Below are 13,417 nucleotides of genomic sequence, written 5' to 3'. Positions count from 1 at the left end.
CGACCCTGATGTTCATCCTCGGCATAGGTCTCTTCGTGGTCGGCCTGCTGTTCTCGATCGCGTGGCACGAGCTGGGGCACCTGTCCACGGCCAAGCTCTTCGGCATCCGCGTGCCGCAGTACATGGTCGGCTTCGGCCCCACGCTCTGGTCCCGCAAGAAGGGTGAGACCGAGTACGGGATCAAGGCGATCCCGTTCGGCGGCTACATCCGCATGATCGGCATGTTCCCGCCCGGCGCCGACGGCCGGCTGGAGGCCCGCTCCACCTCCCCCTGGCGCGGCATGATCGAGGACGCCCGCACCGCCGCGTACGAGGAGCTCCGGCCGGGCGACGAGAACCGCATGTTCTACACGCGCGCCCCCTGGAAGCGCGTGATCGTCATGTTCGCCGGCCCCTTCATGAACCTGGTCCTGGCGGTGGCCCTGTTCCTCACCGTCCTGATGGGCTTCGGCATCACCCAGCAGACCACCTCGGTCAGCTCGGTCTCCCAGTGCGTCATCGCGCAGAGCGAGAACCGCGACAAGTGCGAGAAGGGCGACCCGGCCAGCCCGGCCGCCGCGGCGGGCCTCAAGGCCGGCGACAAGATCGTCTCCTTCGACGGCGTGCGGACCGACGACTGGAACGAGCTGTCCGACCTCATCCGCTCCAGCCCCGGCAAGGAGGTGCCGATCGTCGTCGACCGCAAGGGCCAGGACGTCACCCTGCACGCGAAGATCGCCACCAACCAGGTCGCCAAGAAGGACTCCGGCGGCCAGATCGTCGAGGGCCAGTACGTGCAGGCGGGCTTCCTCGGCTTCAGCGCCGCCACGGGCGTGGTCAAGCAGGACTTCGGCGAGTCCGTGACCTGGATGGGCGACCGGATCGGCGAGGCCGTCGACTCCCTCGCCGCCCTGCCCGGCAAGGTCCCGGCCCTGTGGAACGCGGCCTTCGACGGCGCCCCGCGCGAGGCCGACTCCCCGATGGGCGTGGTCGGCGCGGCCCGTGTCGGCGGCGAGATCTTCACCCTCGACATCCCGCCCACCCAGCAGCTCGCCATGGCCCTCATGCTGGTCGCCGGCTTCAACCTCTCCCTGTTCCTGTTCAACATGCTCCCGCTGCTGCCGCTCGACGGCGGCCACATCGCGGGTGCCCTGTGGGAGTCGCTGCGCCGCAACACGGCCAAGGTGCTGCGCCGGCCGGACCCGGGCCCCTTCGACGTGGCGAAGCTCATGCCCGTCGCCTACGTGGTCGCCGGGATCTTCATCTGCTTCACGATCCTGGTGCTGATCGCGGACGTGGTTAACCCGGTGAGAATCTCCTAGTCATATGGAGCTCGAGGCGGCTCGGCATACTGTGTGCCGGGCCGCCTCCCATCGGGTGGCAGCGCGGGTGGGATGTGCCCGCGCGGGGGCATGTGCCGTAATCTCGAAGCTCGGAGCCCGCTGCTCACGGGACCGGACCTTGATCCACGACTTGGGGTTGCACAGCAGATGACTGCGATTTCTCTCGGCATGCCGTCCGTTCCGACCAAGCTCGCCGAGCGCCGGAAGAGCCGCCAGATCCAGGTCGGGTCCGTGGCCGTCGGCGGAGACGCCCCCGTCTCGGTGCAGTCGATGACCACCACGCGCACCTCCGACATCGGCGCCACGCTCCAGCAGATCGCGGAACTGACCGCCTCCGGCTGCCAGATCGTCCGCGTCGCCTGCCCGACCCAGGACGACGCCGACGCCCTCGCCACCATCGCCCGCAAGTCGCAGATCCCCGTCATCGCCGACATCCACTTCCAGCCGAAGTACGTCTTCGCCGCGATCGAGGCCGGCTGCGCGGCGGTCCGCGTCAACCCCGGCAACATCAAGCAGTTCGACGACAAGGTCAAGGAGATCGCCAAGGCGGCCCGCGACCACGGCACCCCGATCCGCATCGGCGTCAACGCCGGCTCCCTCGACAAGCGCCTGCTGCAGAAGTACGGCAAGGCGACCCCCGAGGCCCTGGTCGAGTCGGCCCTGTGGGAGGCGTCCCTCTTCGAGGAGCACGACTTCCGCGACATCAAGATCTCCGTCAAGCACAACGACCCGGTCATCATGATCGAGGCCTACAAGCAGCTCGCCGAGCAGTGCGACTACCCGCTGCACCTCGGCGTGACCGAGGCCGGCCCCGCCTTCCAGGGCACGATCAAGTCGGCGGTCGCCTTCGGCGCCCTGCTCTCCCAGGGCATCGGCGACACGATCCGGGTCTCCCTGAGCGCGCCCCCCGCCGAGGAGGTCAAGGTCGGCATCCAGATCCTGGAGTCGCTGAACCTCCGCCAGCGAGGCCTGGAGATCGTCTCCTGCCCGTCCTGCGGCCGCGCCCAGGTCGACGTCTACAAGCTCGCCGAAGAGGTCACCGCCGGCCTCACGGGCATGGACGTCCCGCTCCGCGTCGCCGTCATGGGCTGCGTCGTCAACGGCCCCGGCGAGGCCCGCGAGGCCGACCTCGGCGTCGCCTCCGGCAACGGCAAGGGCCAGATCTTCGTCAAGGGCGAGGTCATCAAGACCGTCCCCGAGTCCAAGATCGTGGAGACCCTCATCGAGGAGGCCATGAAGCTGGCCGAGCAGATGGAGGCGGACGGCGTCGCTTCCGGCGAGCCGTCGGTGGCGGTCGCGGGCTGATCCTTTCCATGCCGTCGGCGGGATCGGGCTTCTTGGGGGCGCGGGGAACTGCGCGAGCAACCACAGACCACCCGCAGCCGCCCGCCGGCGAGAAGCCCCGAGCTCCCAGGCGCCCCGTCCAAGCAGCGCAGCTATAGTGCGGAGACCAAGCCGACCCCAGTGTGTGAGGCCCCGCACGTGTTGACGCAGACCACCTCACGGGTCCTCGAACCGAGCGACCTGGACGCCGCGCTCGCCGTACTCGACCGCGAGCCGGTCGCGAACGCCTTCGTGACGTCCCGGGTGCAGATCGCCGGCCTGGACCCGTGGCGGCTCGGCGGCGAGATGTGGGGCTGGTACGAGGACGGCATGCTGACGTCCCTGTGCTACGCGGGCGCCAACCTGGTCCCGATCTGCGCCGGCCCGCGCGCCGTCCGGGCCTTCGCCGACCGCGCCCGCCGGGCCGGCCGCCGCTGCTCCTCCATCGTCGGACCCTCCGGCGCCACCGCCGACCTGTGGCGACTGCTGGAACCCCACTGGGGCCCGGCCCGCGACGTCCGCCGCCACCAGCCGCTCATGGTCACCGACCGCCTGCCGGCCGACATCGCCCCGGACCCCTACGTCCGCCGCGTCCGCAAGGACGAGATGGAGACGATCATGCCGGCGTGCGTGGCGATGTTCACCGAGGAGGTCGGCGTCTCCCCGCTGGCCGGCGACGGCGGACTCCTCTACCAGGCCCGCGTCGCCGAACTCGTCGGCTCCGGCCGGGCCTTCGCCCGCTTCGACGCGGACGGCAAGGTCGTCTTCAAGGCCGAGATCGGCGCCGCGACGGACCGCGCCTGCCAGATCCAGGGCGTGTGGGTGGCCCCCGAATACCGGGGGACCGGTCTGGCGGCCCCCGGCATGGCGGCCGTGCTGCGCTACGCCCTGGCCGACGTCGCCCCGGTCGTCAGCCTCTACGTCAACGACTTCAACACCGCGGCCCGCAGGACGTATCAGAGGGTGGGCTTCCAAGAGGTCGGCGCCTTCATGAGCGTGCTGTTCTGACAACGGGGACCCCCCTGTAGGCTCCCCGCCATGGACCTGGTGATCGGCCCCCTCGACCTCCCCGCCCACGTCGACGAGGCACTGGACGTCCAAGCCGTGGCATTCGGCCTCGGCCCCGACGAAGTCGCCGTCCGCCGCCAGATCGTCCTTCGCCACATGACCTACCCGGGCGCCCGTGCCCTCGGCGCGACCGCCGGCGGCAACCTCGTGGGGTTCGTCTACGGCATGCCCAACGACCGCACCCACTGGTGGTCCACCGTCGTGGAGCCCTACCTCCGCGCCCAGGGCCGCGACCACTGGCTCGACGACTCCTTCGTGATCACCGAGCTGCACGTCCACCCCGCCCACCAGAACCGCGGCATCGGCCGCTCCCTGATCACCACCATCACCGACGGCGCCGCCGAACCCCGCTCGATCCTCTCCGCGATCGACACCGAGAGCCCCGCCCGCGCCCTCTACCGCTCCCTCGGCTACCAGGACCTGGCCCGCCAGGTGCTCTTCCCGAGCGCGCCCAAGCCGTACGCGGTGATGGGCGCCCCGCTCCCGCTGCGCCGCCGTTAACCGATTTCCGCGCTCCCGTACCCCCCGGATAACCTCCTGCCATCACCCACACGCAGCAGGAGCAAAACCATGGCGAACGCACCGGTCCAGCGCATGTCCCAGTTGATGGCGAAGACGTTGCGCGACGACCCGGCCGACGCCGAGGTCCTCAGCCACAAGCTCCTCGTCCGCGCCGGGTACGTGCGCCGCACCGCCGCCGGCATCTGGAGCTGGCTGCCGCTCGGCAAGAAGGTGCTGGCCAACGTCGAGCGGATCGTCCGCGAGGAGATGGACGCCATCGGCGCCCAGGAAGTGCTGCTCCCCGCCATCCTGCCCCGCGAGCCCTACGACGCCACGGGCCGCTGGGATGAGTACGGCCCCGAGCTGTTCCGTCTCCAGGACCGCAAGGGCGGCGACTACCTCCTCGGCCCCACCCACGAGGAGATCTTCACCCTGCTGGTGAAGGACCAGGCGTCCTCCTACAAGGACCTGCCCGTGATCCTCTACCAGATCCAGAACAAGTACCGCGACGAGGCCCGGCCCCGCGCGGGCATCCTGCGCGGCCGCGAGTTCCTGATGAAGGACTCCTACTCCTTCGACACCGAGGACGCGGGCCTCGCGCAGTCCTACGCCCTGCACCGCGAGGCCTACCAGCGGATCTTCGCGCGCCTCGGCCTCGACTACCGCATCTGCGCCGCCACCGCCGGCGCGATGGGCGGCTCCAAGTCCGAGGAGTTCCTCGCCCCGGCCGAGGCCGGCGAGGACACCTTCGCCGACTGCCCCAACTGCGACTTCGCCGCCAACACCGAGGCGATCACCTACGAGTTGCAGCCCGTCGACGCCTCGGACGTCCCGGCCGCCGAGGACATCCCCACCCCCGACACCCCGACCATCGAGACCCTCGCCGCCTCCCTCGGCGTCCCGGCCTCGGCCACGCTGAAGAACCTCCTCGTGAAGGTCGACGGCGAGATCGTCGCCGTCGGCGTGCCCGGGGACCGCGAGGTCGACCTGGACAAGGTCGAGGCGCACTTCGCCCCGGCCACCGTCGAACTGGTCACCGAGACGGACTTCGCGGCCCGCCCCGACCTGGTCCGCGGCTACGTCGGACCGCAGGGCCTGGACAAGGTCACGTACCTCGCCGACCCGCGCGTCGCCCCGGGCACGTCCTGGATCACCGGCGCGAACAAGGCCGGCACCCACACCAAGAACGTCGTCGCGGGCCGTGACTTCGAGGTCGACCAGTACGTCGACGTCGTGGTCGTGCAGGAGGGCGACCCCTGCCCGAAGTGCGGCACGGGCCTCGTCCTGGACCGCGCCATCGAGATCGGCCACATCTTCCAGCTGGGCCGCAAGTACGCCGACGCCCTCAAGCTCGACGTCCTCGGCCAGAACGGCAAGCCGGTCCGCGTCACCATGGGCTCCTACGGCATCGGCGTCTCCCGCGCGGTCGCAGCCCTCGCCGAGCAGAGCGCCGACGACAAGGGCCTGTGCTGGCCCAAGGAGGTCGCCCCGGCCGACGTCCACGTGGTCGCCGCAGGCAAGGCCCTCCAGACGGAACTCGCCCTCGACGTCTCCGGGAAGCTGGCCGCGGCCGGCGTCCGCGTCCTGGTCGACGACCGCGCCGGCGTCTCCCCGGGCGTCAAGTTCACGGACTCGGAGCTGATCGGCGTCCCGCAGATCCTGGTGGCGGGGCGCCGCGCCGCCGAGGGCGTCGTCGAGCTGAAGAACCGCCGCACCGGCGAGCGCGAGGAACTGACGGTGGAGGAGGCCGTCGCCCGCCTCACGGCGTAAGGCCCCGGCAGGGGCAGGGGTGAGCGCTCCGGGAGGCCGGAGCGCTCACAGCCAGCCCGCGAACTCCAGCAGCAGCTCCGCGTCCCGGGGCCGCCCCACCCGTCCGGCCCGCACACCCGACTCCACGGCCCGGAACAGGGTCCAGCCCCGCAGCCGCTCCTGGTCCACGTCCAGCGACTCGGCCAGCCGCTTCACCCGGCGCCGGGTCGTGGCCGCGCCGGACGGCTGGGCGATCAGGTCCTCCACCCGGTCCCGGACCAGCCGGGCCAGATCGAACGCGCACTCGCCGACCACCGGGTCGGGCCCCACGGCCAGCCACGGCATCCGCTCCCCGGCGAGCACCTTGCTCTGCCGGAACGTGCCGTGCAGCAGCCGGTGTTCGGGCGGCGCGGCCAGCAGCTCCGCGCGTGCCGCGAGCGCCAGCTCCACCAGCGGGGCCACCTCGGGATCGGCCTGCGCCCGGGCCCGCATCGCCTCGGCCTGCCGCCCGGTCCGCTCGGCCACCGTCTCGAACGGGAAACCGGCGGGCGGCTCGACCCACAGCCGCCGCAGCGTCCCCGCCGCCTCCAGCAGCGCCTTCGCCTCCGGCAGGGACCGCACCGACACGTCCGGGTGCAGCCGCTCCAGCAGCAGCACACCCTCGGCCGGCAGGACCGCTTCGAGCAGCTGTACGGCGCCCCGCCCGGCCCAGTGCGCCAGCGCGGCACGCTCCGCCTCCGGCCGGGCCCGCCCCGGCGCCAGCTTCAGCACGGCGGGCGTCCCGTCGGCCGTCCGCACCAGCACGACCAGGCTGCTGCGCCCGCCCGGCACCTGCACCCGCTCCACGGTCAACTCGCGTAGCGCGACGGCCCGCTGCGCCGCCTCGGGCAGCCTCTGAAGCCAGTCGTCACCGTCCGGCGCCGTCTCACCGAGCGCCCTGACCAGGCGCTGCGGCGGTTCGAAAACCATGCGCGAGTCGTTCCCTTCGTGCTGTCCGCGGTGCGTGCCCCGCGCGGGTCACGCCGTCGGCGCCGCCGAGGGCGGGGCCGTGCCCGCGCGCTCGGCGAGCCCAGGGAAGGCTACGCTCTCCCCGCGCCAGCGCACCGCCCGCACCGCCGCCTCCCGCAGCGCCTCGGCGGCCAGGGCCCGCCGCCCGCCGCCCGCGGCCCGCACCAGGTCGGAGTAGACCCCGGCCACCCGGTCCTCCAGTTCGGCGGCCAGCCGCACGGCCGCCGCCGCGTCCGGCACCTGGAACGGCAGCGCGTACCCGGCGGCCGCCGCCACGGGCCTGCCGCCCAGGTCCTTCACCTCGCGCACCAGGGCGTCCCGGCGCGCCCGGTGCGCGTCGAACGCCGTCTGCGCCTCGCCGCGCCGCCCGTCGCCGATCTTCCCGCCGACGACGCCGTAGCCGTAGACCGCCGCGTGCTCGGCCGCCAGCGCCGCCTGCAGGGCCCGCAGCTCCCGGTCCTCCGCCTCGCTCACGCCTCCCCTTCCGTCAGCAGATACACGTGCACCGCCCCGGCCGCCGCCACCGACGCCAGCAGCCGCGCCAGCTCGCCCGGCACCCCGAGCAGCTCCTTGGACCGCCGGTCGGCGAGCTCCCGCTCCGCGGCGGCGAGCCCGGCCAGGGCGTCCTTGTCGTTCCCCGGCACGGCGGTCGTCGGCGAGGCCGACGGCGCGGCCGAGCCCGACACCGAGGGGGACGCTTTCCGGCCACCCCCGAACGCCCGCGCGTGCCGTACGACGTCCTCCCGCAGTGGCCCCAGGCGCCCCGCGAGCCCCGGCCGCGCGGCGATCACCGCGTCGTACCGCGCCACCAGCCCCTCGCTGTCCCGCGCCGCACGCGCGCGTGCCCGGCGCTCCGCCGCCGACGGGCCGTCGCCCGGGTCGGCCGGGTCCTCGCCGCCGGCGGTGCAGCCCGCCAAGGCGACGGCCGCCGGGCCGAGGGCGAGCAGACTCCTTCTGCGCGGCCCCGAACGGGCGCGCGGCGATGGGGGGAACGGCACGTCAGACGTCCTCGGGGGCTCGTTGCGAGAAAGAAGCGCATGGCAGGGCTGCACGCCCGTGATCACGGTACCCGGGCCGTCGCCCGGGACCACTCAGCGGCACCGTTCGTGACCGGGTGGACGGCAACACTCCCCACGACCGGATACCCTTTGACCAGACACGCGACCCATCCCACAACAGCACACGCGGCCGAGGAGTCACCCGGATGAGCACCACCCAGAGCGAGAGGCTGCGAGAACTGCTGGAACCGCTCGTCGCCTCCCAGGGCCTGGATCTCGAAGAGATCGAAGTGGACTCCGTCGGCCGCAAGCGAGTGCTGCGCGTCGTCGTCGACTCCGACACCGGTGCGGACCTGGACCAGATCGCCGATGTGAGCCGCGCGCTCTCGGCGAAGCTCGACGAGACGGACGCGATGGGCGAGGGGGAGTACACCCTCGAGGTCGGCACCCCGGGCGCGGAGCGCCTCCTCACGGAACACCGGCACTACGTCCGGGCCACGGACCGGCTGGTGAAGTTCCAGCTGGCCGAGGGCGGCGAGCTGGTCGCCAGAATCCTGAAGGTCGACGACGAGGGCGTCGACACCGAGGTGCCCGGAGTCAAGGGCCGCAAGGCCACCGCGCGCAGGCTCGCCTTCGACGACATCGCCCGGGCGCGGGTCCAGGTCGAGTTCAGCCGCAAGGACAACAAGAAGGAAGAGGAGGCGTAGCCGTGGACATCGACATGAGTGCCCTGCGGGGCTTGGTTCGGGAGAAGGAGATCTCCTTCGACCTGCTGGTCGAGGCGATCGAGTCGGCCCTCCTCATCGCCTACCACCGCACCGAGGGAAGCCGCCGCCACGCGCGCGTGGAGCTCAACCGGGAGACCGGCCATGTGACCGTGTGGGCGAAGGAGGACCCCGACGACGTCGAGGAGGGCCAGGAGCCCCGCGAGTTCGACGACACCCCGTCCGGTTTCGGCCGTATCGCCGCCACCACGGCCAAGCAGGTCATCCTGCAGCGCCTGCGCGACGCCGAGGACGACGCGACGCTCGGCGAGTACGCCGGCCGCGAGGGCGACATCGTCACCGGTGTGGTCCAGCAGGGCCGCGACCCGAAGAACGTGCTCGTGGACATCGGCAAGCTCGAGGCCATCCTGCCGGTGCAGGAGCAGGTGCCGGGCGAGACCTACCCGCACGGCATGCGGCTGCGGTCGTACGTCGTCCGGGTCGCCAAGGGCGTCCGCGGCCCGTCCGTGACGCTGTCGCGCACGCACCCCAACCTGGTGAAGAAGCTGTTCGCCCTGGAGGTGCCGGAGATCGCCGACGGCTCCGTGGAGATCGCCGCGATCGCCCGTGAGGCCGGTCACCGCACGAAGATCGCCGTCCGGTCCACCCGGTCCGGCCTGAACGCCAAGGGCGCCTGCATCGGCCCCATGGGCGGCCGGGTCCGCAACGTGATGGGCGAGCTGAACGGTGAGAAGATCGACATCGTCGACTGGTCGGAGGACCCGGCCGAGATGGTGGCGAACGCGCTCTCCCCGGCCCGTGTCTCCAAGGTCGAGATCGTGGACATGTCGACCCGGTCCGCCCAGGTGACCGTCCCCGACTACCAGCTGTCCCTGGCCATCGGCAAGGAGGGCCAGAACGCCCGCCTCGCGGCCCGGCTGACCGGCTGGCGGATCGACATCCGCCCGGACACGGAACCGTCCGGGGAGCAGACCCGGGACCGCTCCGGGGAACAGACCCGGGACCGCTCCGGGGAATAGATCCAAGCCGCCGGTCGTTCAGATCACGACAGGTTCATGCGCGGCAACTGTTCGAAACCTGCCCCATAGGGGTGAGGCGCGTTTGGGGAGGTAGACTTAGCAGTGTCTGGCCGGACGCGCGCCCGCGCATGCCCTGAACGCACCTGTGTGGGGTGTCGGGAGCGAGCGGCCAAGGCCGAACTGCTGCGGATCGTGGCGATCAAGGACGCATGCGTCCCTGATCCTCGCGGTACGCTGCCCGGCCGGGGTGCGTACGTTCACCCCGCCCCGGTCTGTCTCGACCAGGCGGTACGCCGCCGGGCGTTCACGAGGGCACTGCGCGCCCCGGGAGCGCTCGACACAAAGGCGTTGCGCCGATACGTCGAGCAGACAACAGTTGCCGAGCAGGCAACACCGTAAGACGTGCCGCACGGAACCCCGTGTGGCTTAGGTACCTCGCGAGTCGAAAGCAGGTCGAGATTGCGATGAGCACTCGATGAGTACGCGATGAGTACGCCCATGAACTAGCGACGGTCCGGACGTAACCCGGACCTCAAAGGAGCGAAGTGGCTAAGGTCCGGGTCTACGAACTCGCCAAGGAGTTCGGTGTCGAGAGCAAGGTCGTCATGGCCAAGCTCCAGGAACTCGGTGAATTCGTCCGTTCGGCGTCTTCGACGATCGAAGCGCCCGTTGTTCGCAAGCTGACCGACGCCTTCCAGGGTGGTGGCAACGGCAAGTCCGCCGCGAAGCCCGCCGCCCCCAAGAAGGCCGCCCCCCGTCCCGCCGCGCCCTCTCCGGCGCAGGCGGCGCGTCCGGCTGCCCCGAAGCCGCCGGCCGCCCCCAAGCCCGCGGCCCAGCAGCCGTCGGCCCCGTCGTCCCCCGCGCCGGCCCCCGGCCCGCGTCCGACGCCGGGTCCCAAGCCCGCGCCGCGTCCGGCTCCGGCCGCGCCCGAGTTCACCGCGCCCCCGTCGGCCCCGGCCCCGTCCGGTCCGAAGCCCGGTGGCGCGCGTCCCGGCGCCCCCAAGCCCGGCGGCGGCCGCCCCTCCGGCGGTCCCGGCCAGGGTCAGGGCGGCCAGGGCCGTTCCGGCGGTCAGGGTCCGCGTCCCGGCGCTCCGGCGCCGCGGCCGGGTGCCCGTCCGGCCGGTCCGCGCCCGGGCAACAACCCCTTCACCTCCGGTGGCTCCACCGGCATGGCGCGCCCGCAGGCGCCCCGTCCGCAGGGTGGTGCCCGTCCCGGCCCCGGCGGGCCCGGCGGCGGTCCTCGTCCCCAGGCGCCCGGCGCCCAGGGCGGCGGCGGTCCGCGTCCGCAGGCTCCGGGCGGCAACCGCCCGACCCCGGGCTCGATGCCGCGTCCGCAGGGCGGCGGCCCGCGTCCCGGCGGCGGCTCCGCAGGTCCCCGTCCGAACCCCGGCATGATGCCGCAGCGTCCCGCTGCCGGCCCGCGTCCCGGCCCCGGTGGGGGTCGTGGCCCGGGTGGTGCGGGTCGTCCCGGCGGTGCCGGTCGTCCCGGCGGCGGCTTCGCCGGCCGTCCCGGCGGCGGTGGCGGTGCCGGTCGTCCCGGTGGCGGCGGCGGTTTCGCCGGTCGTCCCGGTGGCGGCGGTGGCGGCGGCTTCGGCGGCGGCGGTGGCCGTCCCGGCTTCGGCGGTCGTCCCGGTGGTCCGGGTGGCCGTGGTGGCACGCAGGGCGCCTTCGGTCGTCCCGGCGGTCCCGCGCGTCGTGGCCGCAAGTCGAAGCGGCAGAGGCGCCAGGAGTACGAGGCCATGCAGGCCCCGTCGGTCGGCGGCGTGATGCTGCCTCGCGGCAACGGCGAGACCGTTCGCCTGTCGCGCGGTGCCTCCCTCACCGACTTCGCGGAGAAGATCAACGCCAACCCGGCGTCGCTCGTCGCGGTCATGATGAACCTCGGCGAGATGGTCACGGCCACGCAGTCCGTCTCCGACGAGACGCTCCAGCTCCTCGCCGACGAGATGAACTACACGGTTCAGATCGTCAGCCCGGAGGAGGAGGACCGCGAGCTGCTCGAGTCCTTCGACATCGAGTTCGGCGAGGACGAGGGCGACGAGGAGGACCTGGTGGTCCGCCCGCCGGTCGTCACCGTCATGGGTCACGTCGACCACGGTAAGACGCGACTGCTCGACGCCATCCGCAAGACGAACGTCATCGCGGGCGAGGCCGGCGGCATCACCCAGCACATCGGTGCCTACCAGGTCGCGACCGAGGTCAACGACGAAGAGCGCAAGATCACCTTCATCGACACCCCGGGTCACGAGGCGTTCACCGCCATGCGTGCCCGTGGTGCCCGGTCGACCGACATCGCGATCCTGGTCGTCGCGGCCAATGACGGCGTCATGCCGCAGACGGTCGAGGCGCTCAACCACGCCAAGGCGGCCGACGTCCCGATCGTCGTCGCGGTCAACAAGATCGACGTCGAGGGCGCCGACCCGACCAAGGTGCGCGGTCAGCTCACCGAGTACGGGCTGGTGGCCGAGGAGTACGGCGGCGACACGATGTTCGTCGACATCTCCGCCAAGCAGGGTCTGCACATCGACTCCCTGCTGGAGGCCGTGATCCTCACGGCCGACGCCTCGCTCGACCTGCGGGCCAACCCGCACCAGGACGCGCAGGGCATCGCGATCGAGTCCCGTCTCGACCGCGGCCGCGGTGCCGTGTCGACGGTCCTCGTCCAGCGCGGCACGCTGCGGGTCGGCGACACCATGGTGGTCGGCGACGCGTACGGCCGGGTCCGGGCGATGCACGACGACAACGGCAACCTCGTCACCGAGGCGGGCCCGTCGACGCCGGTCCAGGTCCTGGGCCTGACCAACGTCCCGGGCGCGGGCGACAACTTCCTCGTGGTCGACGAGGACCGTACGGCCCGTCAGATCGCCGAGAAGCGCGCCGCCCGCGAGCGGAACGCCGCGTTCGCCAAGCGCACGCGCCGCGTGTCGCTGGAGGACCTGGACAAGGTGCTGAAGGCCGGCGAGGTCCAGCAGCTGAACCTGATCATCAAGGGCGACGCGTCCGGATCGGTCGAGGCTCTGGAGTCCTCCCTGCTCCAGCTGGACGTCGGCGAAGAGGTCGACATCCGCGTCCTGCACCGCGGCGTCGGTGCGGTCACGGAGTCCGACATCGACCTGGCCATGGGCTCCGACGCCATCGTCATCGGCTTCAACGTGCGCGCCGCCGGGCGTGCGCAGCAGATGGCCGAGCGCGAAGGCGTGGACGTCCGGTACTACTCGGTCATCTACCAGGCGATCGAGGAGATCGAGGCGGCCCTCAAGGGCATGCTCAAGCCGGAGTTCGAGGAGGTCGAGCTCGGTACGGCGGAGATCCGCGAGGTCTTCAAGTCGTCCAAGCTGGGCAACATCGCCGGTGTGCTCATCCGCTCCGGCGAGGTCAAGCGGAACACCAAGGCCCGCCTGCTGCGCGACGGCAAGGTCGTCGCGGAGAACCTCACCATCGAGGGCCTGCGTCGCTTCAAGGACGACGTCACCGAGATCCGCGAAGGGTTCGAGGGCGGTATCAACCTCGGCAACTTCAACGACATCAAGGTCGACGACGTCATCGCGACGTACGAGATGCGCGAGAAGCCGCGGGTGTGACACCCACGGGTTCACCCACCGGCCGACGCGGCACCCGCTGGAGGCGGTGCCGATCCTGCGTGCCGTCCGACGCAGCAGGTCCTCGTCCACGCCGCAGGTCCGCGCGCAGCGGGCGACGTCCAC

12 protein-coding genes are annotated in these 13,417 nt (G+C 72.1%); 9 read left to right on the top strand and 3 right to left on the bottom strand.

Going from position 1 to position 13,417, the window contains the following annotated elements:
- Positions 1-8 precede the first annotated feature (8 nt).
- The 5 genes from ABZ948_RS04995 (at position 9) to ABZ948_RS04975 (ending at position 5,984) form a co-directional block, all read left to right on the top strand.
- A complete protein-coding gene (locus tag ABZ948_RS04995; protein ID WP_359757553.1) occupies positions 9-1,301 on the top strand; it encodes a M50 family metallopeptidase in 1,293 nt (430 codons plus the stop codon).
- Positions 1,302-1,469: 168 nt separating this feature from the next.
- Positions 1,470-2,627 carry a flavodoxin-dependent (E)-4-hydroxy-3-methylbut-2-enyl-diphosphate synthase gene (ispG, locus tag ABZ948_RS04990; RefSeq protein ID WP_037763766.1) on the top strand — a complete coding sequence of 386 codons (1,158 nt, stop codon included), beginning with the start codon at positions 1,470-1,472 and terminating at the stop codon, positions 2,625-2,627.
- 177 nt (positions 2,628-2,804) lie between these two features.
- Positions 2,805-3,653: a GNAT family N-acetyltransferase gene (locus tag ABZ948_RS04985; RefSeq protein ID WP_359757349.1), complete on the top strand. Its 849-nt coding sequence runs from the start codon at positions 2,805-2,807 to the stop codon at positions 3,651-3,653.
- Positions 3,654-3,683: 30 nt separating this feature from the next.
- A complete protein-coding gene (locus tag ABZ948_RS04980) occupies positions 3,684-4,214 on the top strand; it encodes a GNAT family N-acetyltransferase (RefSeq protein WP_359757348.1) in 531 nt (176 codons plus the stop codon).
- A gap of 69 nt (positions 4,215-4,283) precedes the next feature.
- Positions 4,284-5,984: a proline--tRNA ligase gene (locus ABZ948_RS04975; RefSeq protein ID WP_359757346.1), complete on the top strand. Its 1,701-nt coding sequence runs from the start codon at positions 4,284-4,286 to the stop codon at positions 5,982-5,984.
- A 45-nt stretch (positions 5,985-6,029) separates the two neighbouring features.
- Here the strand turns inward: ABZ948_RS04975 and ABZ948_RS04970 are convergent, their stop codons facing one another.
- The 3 genes from ABZ948_RS04970 to ABZ948_RS04960 are packed head-to-tail and all read right to left on the bottom strand — an operon-like array spanning position 6,030 to position 7,969.
- Positions 6,030-6,932, bottom strand: a complete 903-nt coding sequence (locus ABZ948_RS04970) for an aminoglycoside phosphotransferase family protein (protein WP_359757344.1) — start codon at positions 6,930-6,932, stop codon at positions 6,030-6,032.
- A gap of 48 nt (positions 6,933-6,980) precedes the next feature.
- Positions 6,981-7,445 carry a ferritin-like domain-containing protein gene (locus tag ABZ948_RS04965; RefSeq protein ID WP_359757342.1) on the bottom strand — a complete coding sequence of 155 codons (465 nt, stop codon included), beginning with the start codon at positions 7,443-7,445 and terminating at the stop codon, positions 6,981-6,983.
- A complete protein-coding gene (locus tag ABZ948_RS04960; protein ID WP_359757341.1) occupies positions 7,442-7,969 on the bottom strand; it encodes a hypothetical protein in 528 nt (175 codons plus the stop codon). The genes ABZ948_RS04965 and ABZ948_RS04960 overlap by 4 nt, the downstream gene beginning before the upstream one ends.
- A gap of 206 nt (positions 7,970-8,175) precedes the next feature.
- On the opposite strand from ABZ948_RS04960, the gene rimP reads away from it, so the two are divergent.
- The 4 genes from rimP (at position 8,176) to infB (ending at position 13,294) form a co-directional block, all read left to right on the top strand.
- A complete protein-coding gene (gene rimP / locus ABZ948_RS04955; RefSeq protein ID WP_359757340.1) occupies positions 8,176-8,676 on the top strand; it encodes a ribosome maturation factor RimP in 501 nt (166 codons plus the stop codon).
- A 2-nt stretch (positions 8,677-8,678) separates the two neighbouring features.
- Entirely contained in the window at positions 8,679-9,713 is a 1,035-nt protein-coding gene (gene nusA, locus ABZ948_RS04950; protein WP_359757339.1) for a transcription termination factor NusA, read from the top strand.
- A gap of 102 nt (positions 9,714-9,815) precedes the next feature.
- Positions 9,816-10,112 carry a YlxR family protein gene (locus ABZ948_RS04945; RefSeq protein ID WP_359757337.1) on the top strand — a complete coding sequence of 99 codons (297 nt, stop codon included), beginning with the start codon at positions 9,816-9,818 and terminating at the stop codon, positions 10,110-10,112.
- Between the two features lie 146 nt (positions 10,113-10,258).
- The gene (infB, locus tag ABZ948_RS04940; RefSeq protein ID WP_359757336.1) at positions 10,259-13,294 is read left to right on the top strand and encodes a translation initiation factor IF-2; all 3,036 of its coding nucleotides are present in this window, start codon (positions 10,259-10,261) and stop codon (positions 13,292-13,294) included.
- Positions 13,295-13,417: the final 123 nt, after the last annotated feature.

The sequence above is a fragment of the Streptomyces olindensis genome, from assembly GCF_040645895.1.
Classification (GTDB): domain Bacteria; phylum Actinomycetota; class Actinomycetes; order Streptomycetales; family Streptomycetaceae; genus Streptomyces; species Streptomyces olindensis.
Note: the sequence above shows the minus strand (reverse complement) of the source record. Positions and strands in the feature narration are given on the sequence as shown.